Below are 15,528 nucleotides of genomic sequence, written 5' to 3'. Positions count from 1 at the left end.
TTGATACCTTCGTTTTAAGTTTAACAAAACGTAAATAGCCATTTTTTAAACTTACCTCATGGAAGAAGCTCGAAAAATTCAGGATACCAGCTGAAAATCTCGTTTCTTGAATCCTATTGTTTCATTTTTGAAAAATACTATTGCTTCATAAAGTACACGGAAAACGTTAGAATTGAAATCTTTGTAATACTCTTAAGGAAATTCAACCATGTCTATGGCTGACCGCGATGGTTTTATCTGGTATGACGGCAAACTCGTGCCTTGGCGAGATGCCACAACACACGTGCTGACGCATACACTGCACTATGGTATGGGAGTGTTTGAAGGGGTACGTGCATACAAAACTACTGAGGGCACGGCAATTTTTCGTCTGAAGGATCATACCGACCGCCTGTTTAATTCAGCCTATATCTTCAAGATGAAGATGCCTTTCGACAAAGAAACCTTAATGGAGGCGCAACGTGAAGTAGTACGCGCCAATAATCTGGAGTCCTGCTATATTCGGCCTATTGTGTTTTATGGCTCGGAAGCTATGGGTATCGCCGCCACTGCTATTAGCACCCATGTCGCCGTTGCAGCTTGGCCATGGGGCGCGTATCTGGGTGTAGAGGGAATGGAAAAAGGTATTCGTGTCAAAACTTCCAGTTTCACCCGCCATCATGTAAACATTAATATGTGCCGTTCCAAATCGGTCGGTACTTACACCAATTCCATTCTGGCCCATCAAGAAGTAGCGCACGATGGCTATGACGAAGCGTTGCTATTGGACGTGGATGGTTATGTCGCGGAAGGAGCGGGCGAGAACATCTTTATTGTGAAAAAAGGCAAGCTGTATACCCCAGACCTGACTTCCTGCCTGGAAGGCATCACGCGCGACTCTATCATCACACTGGCGGCTGATCTTGGTATAGAACTGATCGAAAAACGCATCACGCGCGATGAGGTATATTGTGCCGACGAGGCTTTCTTTACGGGTACTGCGGCCGAAGTTACACCGATCTGCGAACTGGATAACCGTACTATAGGCAATGGTGCGCGCGGCCCGATCACCACGCGCCTGCAAGCGCTGTTTTTTGATTGTGTCAGTGGAAAAAATTCGCAATATGCCGATTGGTTGGCACACGTTTAAAGGGAATTACATGCAAACCGAACATGCCAAGCTACGCTATATCGAAGTGACCGCCACAGACTTGCCGCTTTATTGTCCCATGCCTAATACGAGCCTATGGAATGCACATCCCAGAGTGGCCATTCCAGTCGACAAAATTGGTGAAGCGCGCTGTCCCTATTGCGGCACCCTGTACAAGTTCAAGGGTGAATTACCTAAAGGACATCATTAAAAATTCCCGCCAGGCGCAAAATCATGACGCGCTTTAAGTTGATCACATCAGGTATGCCGCATTCCTATCTAATCCATGGAGTAAAACCATGCAAAACTTACCTAAAGAAATTTTCAAGGCCTACGATATTCGCGGCATTGTCGGCAAATCACTGACCCAGGAAATTATCGAGATTATTGGCCACGCTATTGGCTCAGAAGCCAAGGCACGTGGCCAGCACACGATTGCAATTGGTCGCGACGGACGTCTGTCAGGTGTGGAATTTGCCGCCGCTTTAGCACGTGGCATTCAGAAGAGCGGTATCAACGTCATTGATGTTGGCCGTGTTGCCACGCCTATGGTGTATTTTGCAGCTTATCATCTGGACACGCATTCTGCGGTTATGATCACCGGTAGCCACAATCCCCCCGATTATAATGGACTGAAAATGGTACTGGGCGGCGAGACGCTTTCTGGTGACACCATACAAGCTTTACGCGCACGTATCGAGCAAAATAATCTCAGTCATGGTGCGGGCGCTTATTCGCAATTTGATATAGGCCCCGTATATATTGCACGCATCGTTTCCGACATTAAATTGGCGCGGCCCATGAAGATCACGGTCGATTGCGGCAATGGCGTGGCCGGGGATTTTGCCGCCACTTTGTATCGCCAGTTGGGCTGCACTGTCACGGAACTGTTTTGCGAAGTAGATGGCAATTTCCCTAATCATCATCCTGATCCTTCACAACCGGAAAATTTGCAAGATCTGATTCATGCACTCTCCAGCAATGATAGCGAATTGGGCTTAGCCTTCGACGGCGACGGTGATCGCTTGGGCGTTGTCACTAAAAATGGCAATATTATTTTTCCGGACAGGCAATTAATGCTGTTCGCCGCCGATGTGCTGGGACGTAATCCTGGTGCAGAAATTATCTTTGACGTTAAATCCACGCGCAAGTTGTTTGGCTGGATCACACAGCATGGTGGTAAACCGACACTCTGGAAAACCGGCCATTCCTTCATCAAGGCAAAAATGAAGGAATGCGGCGCATCACTGGCAGGAGAAATGAGTGGCCATATATTCTTCAAGGAACGATGGTATGGCTTCGATGACGGTCTGTACGCGGGTGCCCGTTTGCTCGAATGTTTGAGCAAACAGTCAGATGCAAATGGCCTGCTGAATGGCCTGCCCAATTCAATTAATACACCGGAACTGCAAATTAAGCTAAAGGAAGGAGAGAACTACGCACTGATCACACAGCTGCAGAAGGATGCCAAATTTACCGATGTACAGGACATTATCACCATAGATGGCCTGCGCGTGGAATATGCCGACGGTTTTGGCTTAATACGATCCAGTAATACAACGCCAGTGGTTGTATTACGCTTTGAAGCAGATAATGAAGAAGCACTAACCAGAATTAAGCAAGACTTTCGCCGCGTGCTGCTGAATACCAATCCAAGTTTAAAACTACCATTCTGATGCGAGTTATTTTGGTTGAAAATATCTTGCGTTATGTGGAATATTTTTGACTTTAAGCGGCATTCAGCTGTGCTTTTTTGTATATAGTGCTTAAATCTACCGAAGTTAATAATTGAAATAAAAATTAATCGATAAAATATGATCGTTCCGGTTTACTGAAGTCAGTGGCCGGTTAATATACTGATTCATATAGCCGATTTCAGATTTAATCTCTTTATTAAAATTATAGCCTACCCCTATGAACGCTCTGTTTTGATCGAATCCTTTTTGAGGTCCCCAATCGTTATTGTTGAGATTTAGAAAGTATTCATCGCTAGCCACTATGCTATAAGCTGGAGCAGCAGTCAGTGGTACAGATACTTTCAGCATTTGTCGAAAACGTATAGCGGTATCATCACCCAAACGAGGTGCTAAACGTTCTTCCAAGCGGCTTCGACTGGTGACTGATCCGAATGAAAATTTATTGTTCCATAATAATTGTTGCCAGAATCTCCGTTCGTTGAATGTCGTTTTGGAAAATGGTTCTGCAGTGGGAACCAATGCATAACCCGCCCAAACACTAGTCGTATTGTTAATTGCATATCCTATCCCTGGGCGAATGATAGCCTGAGAAAAGCGCGACGTGTCATCGCCAAAACGCCCTTGAAATTCCGCCCAGTATTTGAAATTCTTTAATGCCGGATTGACATTTTCTAGGCTGCCCACCGCCGTTGCTGTGCCCCATGTTTGGAAATCGTTTATATCTTTTGCGGCAATAACTGGGCCAGAAAGCAATAAGCCAGATATTGTTAATGCGGTAGACATATTTATTTTATTTAGCACTGTATTCTCCTCGCTATAGAATATTTTGTATCAAAAATTTAATCTAACTATCTGAAAAATTTAAATTTTTAGATGCTTAACTTTATTCAGCTTAGGCATTCAGCCTCTCCCTTTGCATTACCCGAAAGGTGACATAACTAAACTCCTATTGGAGCTGAGTATCTAAAATTTGAGTGTGAGACGCTAACTAGCAATGAATGTAGCCCCGTTTTCGCAACGGCATCGCTTTTCCTGATGTACAGCCATCATCACCTTCTACAATACAAATACAACCATCAAAAGCTCAGCAATATTGCCCGGCAGCATAACCGGATGACCATGCCCACTGAAAGTTGTAGCCGCCTAGCTGACCTGTTACATCAACTACTTCTCCGATAAAATACAGGCCGTTCACTTTATTGGCTTCCATGGTTTTAGACGATAAGGCATGGGTGTCAACACCCCCGCAGGTAACTTCTGCCTTGGTATAACCCAATGTGCCGCTAGGCGTAATTTGCCAATTATGCAATTTGGCAGCAAGTGCAGCAATCTCTTTATCCGAATATTGGTTAATCGGCATGTTACCGGAAAGATTATTCCCGGCCAACTGGGCATACCATGTTTCAATAAATCGTTTGGGCAAATATTGTGCAAAAAAATTGCTCAGCAACATGCGGCTGTCTCGCTGCTGCGTGAACAATTTCAGTGTGTCATGATCCGGAAGCAAATTAATGTGCAGCGGCTGGCCCGGTTCCCAATAAGAGGAGATTTGCAAGATGGCGGGGCCACTGAGGCCGCGATGGGTAAAAAGGAGATTTTCGCGAAAAATTTGTTTCCCATAACTTACCACCGCATCCACGGAAATTCCGGCGAGATCAACATAAGGTGCCCAATCATCCGGATGAAAACTCAATGGCACCAACCCCGGCCTGAGTTTGGTTACGGGAATGTTGAACTGCTGCGCGACTTGGTAACCAAACGGTGTTGCGCCAATCTTGGGAATAGACAGGCCACCGCTGGCAACCACCAAGGACTGCGCACGAAACGAGCCATGATTGGTATTGCAACTAAATCGTTCGGTTGATGGACGCATATTGTCTTTTACATCTGACCCTTCTCCTGCTTGCGGGAAAGAGGGATTGAGGCGCTCAACCTTATGCACTTCGCAAGACATAAGCCAACGTACACCCGCTGCATCGCATTCGTTTTTTAGCATCGCAATAATGGCTACCGATCCTTCGTCACAAAATAGTTGCCCGAGTTTTTTTTCGTGATAACCAATGCCTTGTTGGTTAAGCCATGTGATGAAATGTTGGGGGGTGTAGCGCGCCAATGCGGAGCGACAAAAATGTGGATTGCCAGATAAGTAATTTTCCGATTTGGCGTACAAATTGGTGAAGTTGCAGCGACCACCGCCGGAGATGCGAATCTTTTCTGCCAGTTTTTTAGAGTGATCAAGTAACTGCACAGAACGCCCTCGACGTGCAGCCTCGATAGCGCACATCATGCCCGCTGCGCCGGCACCGATGATCAATACATCCACATTGACACTCATTGCAACAGGCAGCTAGCCACTATTAACAGCCTATCAGCTTGGCCATGCTTCTAACATTATGTATCACGACTGCACCTCCAAAAGCTCCAACTGTTTCCACAGACATGCACCTTTGCTGGCTTTTTCGATATCGGCCAACTGTTGCGCGTGTTGCGCCAGTTCATCAGTGCTAGCAGGCAGCACACGCAGTTTCAAACGCGATAAATCTGCAAAAACCATGATCGGCTCTTCTTTCTGTTCATTGCTCCCATCATCCAGCAAACTTTTCTGCCCGCGCGTCATGGACAGATAAACCTCTGCCAACAGCTCGGTATCCAATAGTGCGCCATGCAAAGTGCGATGAGAATTATCTATCTGGTAACGGTCACACAAAGCGTTCAGATTGTTTTTCTTGCCGGGATGCAACTCTTTGGCCAGTTTCAGTGTGTCAATGACGCTCACACAATAGTTATTTAACACAGGCAGCCCGCTACGTTCCAGCTCCTTATTGAGGAACCCGATATCAAACGGCGCATTGTGAATGATGAGTTCTGCACCGCTGATAAACTCGAGTAGCGCTGGTGCAATTTCAGCAAATTTGGGTTCGTCCTGCAGACGCTCCAGCGTCAGGCCATGCACCTCGGCCGCTCCCGCATCAATCTCGCGTTCCGGATTAAGATAGCGGTGAAAACGTCGATCAGAAACTTTACGGTTGCATAATTCGATAGCTGCCAGTTCAATGATGCGGTGGCCTTTCCCGGGATCGAGGCCAGTGGTTTCGGTATCCAATACGATTTGTCTCATTTCATGCTTTCATTCAAAAATTGCTCAATCCCGCGATTGGCTAATTCATCGGCACGCTCGTTTCCATCATGCCCAGCATGTCCTTTTATCCACACCCACTGAACATGATGCTTGTTCGCTAGTTCATCCAGTGTGCGCCACAAGTCCTCATTTTTGACCGGCTTCTTGTCGGCAGTCTTCCAGCCACGCTGCTTCCAGTTATGCACCCAGATACTAATGCCTTGCTGCACATACTTTGAATCGGTATGCAGAACCACTCGGCATGGCCGTTTCAATGCCTCCAGCGCGCGAATCGCGGCCAGCAGCTCCATGCGATTGTTGGTTGTATGCGCCTCGCCACCGCACAGCTCGCGCTCCTTGCCCATAATTTGTAATAGTGCGCCCCAGCCGCCCACGCCGGGGTTCCCCTTGCAAGCCCCATCCGTATAAATTTCTACTATATCTTCACTCATTGTCACAAGTTCGTTCATTCGGACTCCGTTTTTTACACTGCGATATCTCCCTATTCAGCTTAGGTGTTGCTGGTAGCAGCTTACCAACCAGTCCCTCATTCCATTTTGGCTTGATCAGGTTCATTCCCGGCACGTGCTTAATCGCCTGCAAAAAATATACTCCGCCCCACACCGCCCACCAGCGGTCGCCCGCTGGCTCCATAAAATTAAAGTGGTTAAGCCAATTTGGATTGGTGAGCGGAGGGGCGTAACAGGCAAAACGCCCTGTTACCACTACAAATCCCAGTAATGCCAGCCAATCCTTCAATCGCGACAACGCAATAAAATCTCCGCGCCAGGGGAAATTTGTCCGCGAACCCAATATGCGCCGCGCCCCCCATAAGCTACGCGGATTGAAGCCGCTGATGATGACATTTCCCTCCGGTCTTAAGACACATTCAACCTCGCGTAAAATTTGATGAGGATGGGAATTGAATTCCAATACATGCGGCAGAAGCACCAAATCCAAACTACTGCATTCGAATGACAATTCGTGCATATTCAGCCGGACTTGTACTCCGGCCTCGTTCCCCACTATGGTGCGTAGTGGCATACGACTGGCACGCAGAAAATCATGCTCGGCAAGCCCGAGTTGCAGCGCATTGAAGCCAAAAATATCAGACACACTGTGATCAAATAATGTTTGCTCGCACTCCAGCAAATATTTCCCTGGAGGCGTGGCAAACCAATCATTCAGCGTATTTGTGGTTGACATGCAATACTCTTTCACTTGAGTATAGCCAAATAAAAAATGGACATTCCCATGTTAAATATTATTCCCATCCCTGCATTTAAGGACAACTACATCTGGATGTTGCATGACCATCAAAATGTGGTAGTGGTCGATCCGGGTGATGCAGTACCGGTGCTGGCTTATCTCACTTTACATAAACTCAAACTCACCGCCATCCTGTGTACTCACCATCACAATGATCACGTCGGTGGCGTCTGTAAACTTGTTGAATTATACAACGTGCCTGTGTATGGGCCACAGCTTGAAAATATCCCCTGCATCAGTCATATGCTTGGCGAAGGTGATGTAATTGAATTCCCGGAATTAAAAATAAAACTGAGTGTTATGGATATCCCTGGCCATACCCACGGACATATCGCTTATCTGGGCGCCGGCGGCGTGTTTTGTGGCGATACCTTGTTCGGTTGTGGCTGTGGCAGATTATTTGAAGGAACCGCTACGCAATTATTCTATTCCCTGCAAGGGCTTGCAAAGTTACCTGATGAAACAAAAGTATATTGCGGACATGAATATACTGAGGCTAACATCCGCTTCGCATTAGTCTGTGAACCCGACAATGCTCGGCTCAAACAACGTCAAGCAGACGTGCAGGCATTACGCGCTGCCGGGCATCCAACGTTACCCTCGACTATTGCCTTGGAAAAAGACACCAACCCTTTTTTGCGCTGCGCTGAGCCAAGCGTTATCGCCACCACATTACGCATGACACAAATTAAAGAGACCGATGAAATCAGTATCTTTACTGCCCTGCGCACCTTAAAAAATAATTTCTAAAAAAATTATTTTTGATTGCGATAAAGCCCTTTCTGGTTTATTCTGCGCGACCTTCGGAGAGGTGGATGAGCGGTTTAAGTCGCACGCCTGGAAAGCGTGTTTAGGATAATATCCTAACGCGGGTTCGAATCCCGCCCTCTCCGCCAAACAACCAATAAAAACAAACATTCCAAGGCTTAATTTAAATCTACCCACGTTTGTACCCGCCTTTGGCTTTCTGCTTGACGTAAAAAAACCGCACTCAGGTAGTCAGATTATGGAATACTTATTTTAACTATCGATCCGGCTAGGATATGTTTGAATTTATCTACCAGTCAAACCGCACAGTGACGGCGCCTCCTACTTCAAACTTCACTTGGCCGTATCAATAAGCTGTATATGTCGCTAAATTTTTTAATTTGTTCTGATCATACTTTTAGTCAGTTTTTCGTCAAGCATCCGCCTAATGAACTTGCATTAGCCATATGTTCTAGGCGAACATAGCTTTCTTGCTGGCGGCGCAAATTGGGCGCAGCGCAAGGACTCTATACTAAGCGTTCGTCGATGAATTGATATTAATAAAACCACGGGAAACTTTATGGATTTCATCGATCAACTAAAATCACTAGCTGCGCGTATCATAAATACAAGAGGCATAGTTCAAACAGAAGAAGCAACTAAAAATGCGATGGTGATGCCGTTTATTCAAGCTCTGGGATATAACGTCTTTGATCCGCTTGAAGTAACGCCTGAACTAATATCAGACATTGGAACAAAAAAAGTGAGAAAGTTGATTACGCCATTTTAATGGAGGGCAAGCCGATCATTCTTTTTGAATGTAAAAAATGTGGCGGCGACCTAAACATAAACCATGCGTCCCAGTTGTTTCGTTATTTCCATGTCACAGAGGCAAGATTTGGAGTTCTTACAAACGGCATTGTGTATAGATTTTTTACTGATTTAGAACATCCGAACAAAATGGACGAAAAACCATTTTTTGAGTTCAATATTCTTGATTTCAAGGAACAAGATGTTGAGGAGTTAAAAAATTCACAAAGCTTGCGTTTGATTTAGAAACAATACTCACTACTGCGAACGATCTTAAATATACCCGCGCAATCCAAAACGTTCTTTCTGATTGGATGGCTAGTCCATCAGAAGAGTTTGTTCGTCTAGTTTCTGCTGAGTTTCTTGCTGGAAAGCGTTTTACACCGGCCATTAAGGATCAATTCACGCAAATTACAAAACGTGCGTTTAAGCAACTTATTGGTGATCGAATTAACGAGCGATTAAAAGTTGCAATGTCTCCAGATGGAAGTTTGGAGACGAAAGAGCAGGCTATCAATGAAGCCATAGAGCCTGATGCGCTACAAATCATTACAAGCCCTGAAGAAATTGAAGGCTTCCATATAATTCGTGCAGTTTTACGCGATGTAATAACCTCTCGAAGAATCACAATGAGAGACGCTCAGAGCTACTGCGCTATTCTCCTTGATGACAACAATCGTAAACCAATTTGTAGATTACGTTTCAATAACACCAGCAGGCTAGCTCTTGGTTTATTTAATGGCAAAGATGAAGAGAAAGTTCAATTGACTGAAATAGATGATATCTAAAAATATGCAGAGAAATTAAAAGAAACTGTGCTTCAGTACATGCAACAGAGCGGAACTCAAGAGGATTAACCCAGCATAGGAAATCCCCCGGCTATGCCGGGGTGACAGAAGAAGTTTGACATTTATGGGAGTCCATCTGCGACACTCTGAATCGTGAGCCGCCAAGCAAACGAAGAAGGGCGGATCGAAATGGACGAGAGTGAAAGCCTAAGCCATAGTAAATGGGAATGCAAATATCACGTGATATTCATTCCGAAGTGTAGACGTAAAACGTTGTACGAGCAGTTGAGGCCGCACCTTGGGCAAGTGTTCAAGAGGCTGTCCGAATACAAAGAAAGTCGGATAAAGGAAGGACATCTGATGCCTGATCATGCACACATGTTGATATCGATTCCACCGAAGTATTCGGTATCGCAAGTCATCGGGTACATCAAAGGGAAAAGAGCAATCCATCTGGCGCGAGTGTATGGTGAGCGCAAGCGTAATTTTGTAGGGCAACACTTTTGGGCGAGAGGATATTTTGTGTCAATGGTAGGCCGAGATGAAGAGTCGATCCGGCAGTACATTCGGCATCAAGAGGAAGAAGACAAGCGTCTAGAGCAGATGCAGTTATGGCGCTGACCTGCCACCGAAAGGTGGCTACAAGAGTAAGGGCCGCGTAAGCGACCCCGTTAAGCCGCTTTGAGCGGCTCACAAATTAAAGTCCCCGGCTTTGCCGGAGGATACTTATTCCATTTTTAATTCAATAAAGCATTAATAATCCATTCCCAAGCCACAATGGACTTGACCATTGGCGCATTATTCTCGAAGGTATGCAGGGTCACTTCGAGCTGATCCTCCAGTGCATCAAGACTATCGAAGACGCGGTTATGGAAGTGCTTCTCACGCAATTCATCCCACACATGTTCGACGGGATTGAGCTCAGGCGCATAAGGTGGCAAAGGTAACAGTTTCATGCTCTGTGGTAGTTTGAGTAACCGACTGGCGTGCCAGCCGGTGCCATCGAGCACCATTACGATTTTGTCGCTGGGGTGGCGCGCACCCACCTCATCGAGAAACAGCTGCATGCAGTCGGTATTGACGTATGGCAAGATCAAAGAATCAAGCTCTCCACTTTTGGCCTCCACTGCCGCGTAGGCGTAGGTGTACTCGTGGGTCAGCATCGCTTGGCATAGTGGTTGTACGGGCTTGGGAGCCCAACACCGACGTACGTCGTTGATGCGCCCAAAACGCGCCTCGTCTTGAAGCATCAGTCGGATCGGTTCGTTTCTTGCTCAGTCCTGGCGGATTTCGGCGAGCGTTTCGGGGAGTTTTTTTCCCAGTCTGCCTGGGCTACAGGATTGCTTTGCGGATGCCTTTTGTCAGGTGCGAGTTTGCGCCAGTTGTGCCGATGCAGTCATTTGTACACCGATGACAGCGCCATCTTCCGCCCCAGCGCTATTTCGAGTTGGGGCTTGATCTGGCTGACCACCAAAATACCGCCCATACGGGCAGGCTCCAGGAACGGTTTGAGCAGTTCGGCTTCGCGCTCAGGGGTGAAGTGTTCTCTGTATCGCCCTCCGCGCACGGACTTACCTTTATCGCCTATGGCTCCACCCGCAATGAACTGGTTGCGCAAACGGCACGCCCAACCTTTGGACAATCCGATGACCTGTGCTGTTTGCTCCAGACTCATGCCGTATTGAAGGGGCAAGACCACTGCCTGTGCTTGTCGTAACGGTTCAATCGTCGTCGCTGAAGCAATGGCTTGGAGTGCGATAGCAAGTACATCCTGGCCTCGCGGTGGTCGTGACATGAATTACCTCCCCCCGTTTATTCGATCAGGTAATTTTGCACTATTGATATATAAATGGAATTACTACTGGTCGCATGTCTTGCCTCGTTCGTACTGCGCTTGATTGGTGAGGTGGGTAAAGCGCGACAGTTGGAGTTAAAATTCCAGAGCAACACGCGGCGTTCGCGCCCGGTTCTCTCTGTGATTACTTTGGCATTGCAGCTTATACAACATGGTATGGCGGCATTCCCGCCGCATGAGCTTGGTGCAGCCCTTGAACGGCTGCGTTATGAGCATCCTGCGCTGCAATTTTGAGGGGAGACATCAGAGTCTGACCCCAATTTATCTATGGTGTGCCTTGAATGGAAGAGGTTTGTCATGGAACGCTTAACCTAAAAAACGAAGGATAACCGGAGGATAAGGGCGCTCGGTAATAATTTTCAAAACCCTTGCCGTGTGATGTTCCGACTTCCGGCTGAACCATTGATGGAATAGGCCATAACGCCATTGTTCGCATCGCTGAACGTGAAAGTCACCGATCCGATCCCGGTTACAACCTTGTTCGAGCCATTCCATGGAGAAGTAAATGGTGAGCCACCGGTCACTTGATACAGATCCCCGGTGCAACCGTTTCCGATCACGGGACAACGGGACGCCACATACCAGATTGCCTTGCCGTTTGCGTCATAGGTGTACCATGTGGCAAATGCCATCCCGTATTCCTGAGTGATGGCAACACCCCAACCGGACTCCTTCGGGTTCCACCACAAATCACTGTAATCAACAGCCGAGGGAATGCTATCCATGGCAAAAACCTGCCGCGTGATAAATTTGGTTCCGGCAACGCCCTCAAGGGTGTAGTTGAACGTCACATTATTGGCATCGGCGAACGTCAGTGTGCCCGAACCAACGCTACTGACCACTTTACCGGAACCGTTCCACGAAACAACTGGTTGTGTACCACCCATCACTTTGTAGATTTCCCCCGTACAACTGTGGACCGCAACCGGGCAACGGGACATGACATACCAGGTGGGCTGGCCGGCTTGGTCATACGTGTAGAGCGCGGCAAAAATCATAGCGTTGTGCTGGGTGATGCTCATGCCCCAGCCAGATTCGTTTGGATTCCACCAGAGTCCAGTATATGGATTGTTGTCAATCCCGAGGTTGATGAGAGATTGGACAGGTATGATGGAATTTACATAAGTGCCATTTCCATTTTGGCCGGATGAATTGTCACCCCATTCCCATACGCTTCCATCACGCTTCAGTGCGGCAATATTGCGGCTGCCTGCGGCAATGGCCTCAACATCATCCAGACCCGCTACCTGTATTGGGACTAATGAATTGACATGGGTGCCATTTCCAAGCTGCCCATCGGCGTTGTATCCCCAAACCCATACCGTGCCATCATTTTTTAAAGCAACGGTATTACCCCCTGCCGCTGCAATGCGTATTACTCCGGCAATACCCGGCACCTGCACCGGTATAGTTGAATCGGTAGTCGTCCCGATACCGAGTTGTCCGCTCGAGTTGTGCCCCCAAGCCCACACCGTGCCGTCGTTTTTCAGTGCTACTGTATGTAGATCGCCTGCCGCGATGGCTATAATTCCTTCCAAGCCCGCCGCCCGTACTGGTATGTCGGAGTCGCTAGTAGTAGTGCCGTTGCCGAGGATGCCGAAAGGATTAACACCCCAAGACCACACTGTACCGTCGCTTCTTAATGCAACACCATACTGGGCACCTGCGGCGATGGCCCTGATTCCGGCGAGGCCGGCTGCCTGCATTGGCGGTGCAAATTGAATCTCCTCTTCTGTGGGGTTAAAGTCTGTCAATCCCCATGACCACACGGTGCCATCACTTTTAAGTACCACGGTATTATAATAGCCTGCAGCAATGGCCGTGATTTCACTGATTCCAACCATCTGTACAGGCGCCTCACCCAGTCCAGTTGTAGCCCAACCTGACGAGAAATGTCCCGCATCACCCCAGGCCCATACCGTGCCATCCCCCTTCAGCGCAAGGCTGTAGTAATGAGCACTGGCCATAGTGGATGTGGTGAAACCCAAATCTGTCACCGGTACCGGCACAGAAGAGGAGGTTAGATGGTTCCTAGTCGGGATTGCGTTGCTTCCGAGTTGTCCCCAGGTATCGCTCCCCCAGGTCCATGCTGTGCCGTCGCCCTTCAGTGCGATGGAGTGAGAATCACCCACTGCAAGTTGCGGCACAGCTGCTTGAGCACCTAATCCTGAAAACAGTAAAAGGGTCGCTAATAATATCTTGGACTGGCGACGAGCCTGCAAAGAAATCAACATAAGGTACCTCTCGTGGGTTGATTTTGCACACCTGAAATTAGGTCAAAAGAAGCAATAACCAAGATTAACTTTCTCGATTATTACTAACTGACAATAAGAGCACAATAAATGAAACATTATGTTACAAAACAGGCATATTCACTGGATACCAATCAGTATCATAGTTACCTAACCAAATAAAATGAGCTCTCACGGCAGCTTCAATTTGTTGTGGAGTTATGAGATTCAGAGTTTCGGCAAGATAGGCTGCCACCCCGCAATATGTGGTGCCGCCATTGACGTACCTGAAAGGTTAACGTAATTATTGTAGGGAACATTCGATAACTGGGTGTAAGGAGAAACAGTACTCGCCCAAGTTGACTTGATTATATTCCCCGGAGCCCACACATCGACGCACCGACCATAGTTCGATCCCGCTCCGTCCCCTGCATAAGGAAAATTAATGAATCCATTCCCACTCACGGGTTTCTGTACTGGAAACCCATTACTCATGATGGCACCGACTACCATAATGCCATCATAAATATTAGCACCTTGATGATTAAAGCCATCGAAAGCGAAGTTGCATGCATCCTGATAGTTCTTGCCCGCTGACTGAGCAACGAAAGCTCCTGAATAAGCGGTGAGCTGTCCGTTAATATATTTTAGCCCAGGCTGAGAAAGGACAAATAATTTATTGCCAAGAGTTTGGCCATATTTATATAAACCCATCGAATTATTCATTGAAATGTTTACAATTCCGGGCTTACCTGAAGTAGAGGTAGCAATTTTTTGCATAATTAAATCCATTCCAGCAATAACATAACTATCGATTGTGTCACCACCTGAACAAAGATTAGGATTCCCGTTGGGGGATGTTCTTGTCCCTACCGACACAATTGGTACCCCAGGGTTTATTCCTTTAGTACCAATACCATTTGTCTGTGCGCCAATGATACCCGCCACATGAGTAGCGTGAGCATAACAACCCACGGTATTAGCAGGGTACTTAACATGGTTCGATATGTAAAAATTAGGATTGAAACGCTGGACCTGAGACGAATTAAACCCGCCAAGATCAGCATGGTAACCGACTCCAGTATCTAGAACATAGACGGTGACACCTGTTCCTGAGTGATTTATTTGCATTCCTCCACCGACAGCAATCACGCCCCAAGACGTTGTTTCATCGCCTATTGTACTATCCACCCAGCCACTGCTCATGTCCACAATGGAGTCTTGTGTAATGAGAGCCACGCGACTGTCCTTTTGCAATTCTGCTACTTGATGTGGTGTTAAAAAAAGCAATAATGGTGTTTCCGACCCAACTTGCGATATTTACTGGAATGAAATCGAATTGCTTGGACATGTCGCGCCAAGCGACGCATTTCAGGCTTATGCCACTTGGGCAATCCATCTTTATCATCCAAATTTCCTGGAATAATCTCTTTTTCAGAATATTCTAAAGTTGCATTATCAATCAGATCAATAATATAGAGTATTTTTCCTTGGTCATCTTTGATAAATGATGAATTCGTATTTTGTATTTCCTTTGCAAATATTTCCGAGCTAAGAACAATGCAGAACATGCAGATTGTGATTTGAATAATTTTGTTCCTTAAAAAATTCCCTCAATTTATATGTACTGATTTGGAAGGTAAGAAAATTAACCTTAATGGACAGTGCCAGAACCAAATATCCAAGCTGAATCCATAGTGATTAGTTACTTCTCTTTGATATTGGTGGAAAAGACCAATGGAAATATGTATGGTTTGCAGTCAAGTCATTGATTAAAAAAATCAAAAACATTTTGGTATATGAAATTTGTATAGGAACAGTCATATTATATAAATAATATAGGAGTCCTATTTAATAGTCAAGCTAATTGTCGTCATTACCATT

20 protein-coding genes and 1 tRNA gene are annotated in these 15,528 nt (G+C 46.6%); 10 read left to right on the top strand and 11 right to left on the bottom strand.

Annotated elements, in window-relative coordinates; genetic code table 11:
- The first annotated feature begins 208 nt into the window (after positions 1-208).
- The 3 genes from W01_RS13120 to W01_RS13110 all read left to right on the top strand — a co-directional run bounded on the left by W01_RS13120 (position 209) and on the right by W01_RS13110 (position 2,805).
- Positions 209-1,129, top strand: coding sequence for a branched-chain amino acid transaminase (locus W01_RS13120; protein WP_173055381.1), 921 nt, complete (start codon positions 209-211; stop codon positions 1,127-1,129).
- Between the two features lie 10 nt (positions 1,130-1,139).
- Entirely contained in the window at positions 1,140-1,340 is a 201-nt protein-coding gene (locus W01_RS13115; RefSeq protein WP_173055379.1) for a zinc-finger domain-containing protein, read from the top strand.
- Positions 1,341-1,428: 88 nt separating this feature from the next.
- Complete coding sequence (locus tag W01_RS13110) at positions 1,429-2,805, top strand: phosphomannomutase/phosphoglucomutase (RefSeq protein ID WP_173055377.1); 1,377 nt, start codon at positions 1,429-1,431, stop codon at positions 2,803-2,805.
- A 105-nt stretch (positions 2,806-2,910) separates the two neighbouring features.
- Here W01_RS13110 and W01_RS13105 read toward each other — a convergent pair whose 3' ends face one another.
- The 5 genes from W01_RS13105 to W01_RS13085 all read right to left on the bottom strand — a co-directional run bounded on the left by W01_RS13105 (position 2,911) and on the right by W01_RS13085 (position 7,150).
- Positions 2,911-3,627, bottom strand: coding sequence for a DUF2490 domain-containing protein (locus tag W01_RS13105; RefSeq protein ID WP_198421298.1), 717 nt, complete (start codon positions 3,625-3,627; stop codon positions 2,911-2,913).
- A gap of 283 nt (positions 3,628-3,910) precedes the next feature.
- Complete coding sequence (locus tag W01_RS13100) at positions 3,911-5,161, bottom strand: NAD(P)/FAD-dependent oxidoreductase (RefSeq protein ID WP_173055375.1); 1,251 nt, start codon at positions 5,159-5,161, stop codon at positions 3,911-3,913.
- Between the two features lie 63 nt (positions 5,162-5,224).
- Positions 5,225-5,944: a DNA polymerase III subunit epsilon gene (dnaQ, locus tag W01_RS13095; RefSeq protein WP_173055373.1), complete on the bottom strand. Its 720-nt coding sequence runs from the start codon at positions 5,942-5,944 to the stop codon at positions 5,225-5,227.
- Positions 5,941-6,414: a ribonuclease HI gene (gene rnhA, locus W01_RS13090; RefSeq protein WP_242006974.1), complete on the bottom strand. Its 474-nt coding sequence runs from the start codon at positions 6,412-6,414 to the stop codon at positions 5,941-5,943. The genes dnaQ and rnhA overlap by 4 nt, the downstream gene beginning before the upstream one ends.
- Complete coding sequence (locus tag W01_RS13085) at positions 6,389-7,150, bottom strand: class I SAM-dependent methyltransferase (RefSeq protein WP_173055371.1); 762 nt, start codon at positions 7,148-7,150, stop codon at positions 6,389-6,391. Before W01_RS13085 ends, rnhA begins: the two co-directional genes overlap by 26 nt.
- A 48-nt stretch (positions 7,151-7,198) precedes the next feature.
- On the opposite strand from W01_RS13085, the gene gloB reads away from it, so the two are divergent.
- The 6 genes from gloB to tnpA all read left to right on the top strand — a co-directional run bounded on the left by gloB (position 7,199) and on the right by tnpA (position 10,179).
- On the top strand, positions 7,199-7,963 hold the full coding sequence (gene gloB / locus W01_RS13080) for a hydroxyacylglutathione hydrolase (protein ID WP_173055369.1): 765 nt from the start codon (positions 7,199-7,201) through the stop codon (positions 7,961-7,963).
- Between the two features lie 55 nt (positions 7,964-8,018).
- Positions 8,019-8,109: transfer RNA gene (locus tag W01_RS13075), tRNA-Ser, on the top strand.
- Between the two features lie 431 nt (positions 8,110-8,540).
- Positions 8,541-8,750, top strand: a complete 210-nt coding sequence (locus W01_RS14265) for a hypothetical protein (protein WP_242006973.1) — start codon at positions 8,541-8,543, stop codon at positions 8,748-8,750.
- Positions 8,750-9,016 carry a type I restriction endonuclease gene (locus W01_RS14260; RefSeq protein ID WP_242006972.1) on the top strand — a complete coding sequence of 89 codons (267 nt, stop codon included), beginning with the start codon at positions 8,750-8,752 and terminating at the stop codon, positions 9,014-9,016. Before W01_RS14265 ends, W01_RS14260 begins: the two co-directional genes overlap by 1 nt.
- A 68-nt stretch (positions 9,017-9,084) precedes the next feature.
- A complete protein-coding gene (locus W01_RS14255) occupies positions 9,085-9,558 on the top strand; it encodes a hypothetical protein (RefSeq protein ID WP_242006971.1) in 474 nt (157 codons plus the stop codon).
- 189 nt (positions 9,559-9,747) lie between these two features.
- Positions 9,748-10,179 carry an IS200/IS605 family transposase gene (gene tnpA, locus W01_RS13065; RefSeq protein ID WP_173056001.1) on the top strand — a complete coding sequence of 144 codons (432 nt, stop codon included), beginning with the start codon at positions 9,748-9,750 and terminating at the stop codon, positions 10,177-10,179.
- A gap of 116 nt (positions 10,180-10,295) precedes the next feature.
- On the opposite strand, the gene W01_RS13965 is transcribed toward tnpA, so the two are convergent.
- Genes W01_RS13965 through W01_RS13050 form a run of 3 tightly spaced genes read right to left on the bottom strand, consistent with a single transcriptional unit; the run spans position 10,296 to position 11,353 of the window.
- A complete protein-coding gene (locus W01_RS13965) occupies positions 10,296-10,817 on the bottom strand; it encodes an IS630 family transposase (RefSeq protein ID WP_256380151.1) in 522 nt (173 codons plus the stop codon).
- Entirely contained in the window at positions 10,808-10,954 is a 147-nt protein-coding gene (locus tag W01_RS14775; RefSeq protein WP_173055678.1) for a winged helix-turn-helix domain-containing protein, read from the bottom strand. Before W01_RS14775 ends, W01_RS13965 begins: the two co-directional genes overlap by 10 nt.
- Positions 10,955-11,353: a helix-turn-helix domain-containing protein gene (locus W01_RS13050; protein WP_173055368.1), complete on the bottom strand. Its 399-nt coding sequence runs from the start codon at positions 11,351-11,353 to the stop codon at positions 10,955-10,957. It abuts the gene before it with no gap.
- Between the two features lie 54 nt (positions 11,354-11,407).
- Here W01_RS13050 and W01_RS13045 point away from each other — a divergent pair, with 54 nt between their 5' ends.
- Positions 11,408-11,647, top strand: a complete 240-nt coding sequence (locus tag W01_RS13045; RefSeq protein ID WP_173055366.1) for a hypothetical protein — start codon at positions 11,408-11,410, stop codon at positions 11,645-11,647.
- 125 nt (positions 11,648-11,772) lie between these two features.
- On the opposite strand, the gene W01_RS13040 is transcribed toward W01_RS13045, so the two are convergent.
- The 3 genes from W01_RS13040 to W01_RS13030 all read right to left on the bottom strand — a co-directional run bounded on the left by W01_RS13040 (position 11,773) and on the right by W01_RS13030 (position 15,215).
- Positions 11,773-13,647: an RCC1 domain-containing protein gene (locus tag W01_RS13040; RefSeq protein ID WP_173055364.1), complete on the bottom strand. Its 1,875-nt coding sequence runs from the start codon at positions 13,645-13,647 to the stop codon at positions 11,773-11,775.
- A 225-nt stretch (positions 13,648-13,872) separates the two neighbouring features.
- Positions 13,873-14,934: a S8 family serine peptidase gene (locus W01_RS13035; RefSeq protein WP_173055362.1), complete on the bottom strand. Its 1,062-nt coding sequence runs from the start codon at positions 14,932-14,934 to the stop codon at positions 13,873-13,875.
- Positions 14,922-15,215 carry a hypothetical protein gene (locus W01_RS13030; RefSeq protein WP_173055360.1) on the bottom strand — a complete coding sequence of 98 codons (294 nt, stop codon included), beginning with the start codon at positions 15,213-15,215 and terminating at the stop codon, positions 14,922-14,924. Before W01_RS13030 ends, W01_RS13035 begins: the two co-directional genes overlap by 13 nt.
- Positions 15,216-15,528: the final 313 nt, after the last annotated feature.

Origin of the sequence: Candidatus Nitrotoga sp. AM1P (assembly GCF_013168275.1) — a bacterium.
Taxonomy (GTDB): Bacteria; Pseudomonadota; Gammaproteobacteria; order Burkholderiales; family Gallionellaceae; genus Nitrotoga.
The sequence above is the reverse complement of the archived record's forward strand: the minus strand, read 5'-3'. Positions and strand labels throughout refer to the sequence as shown.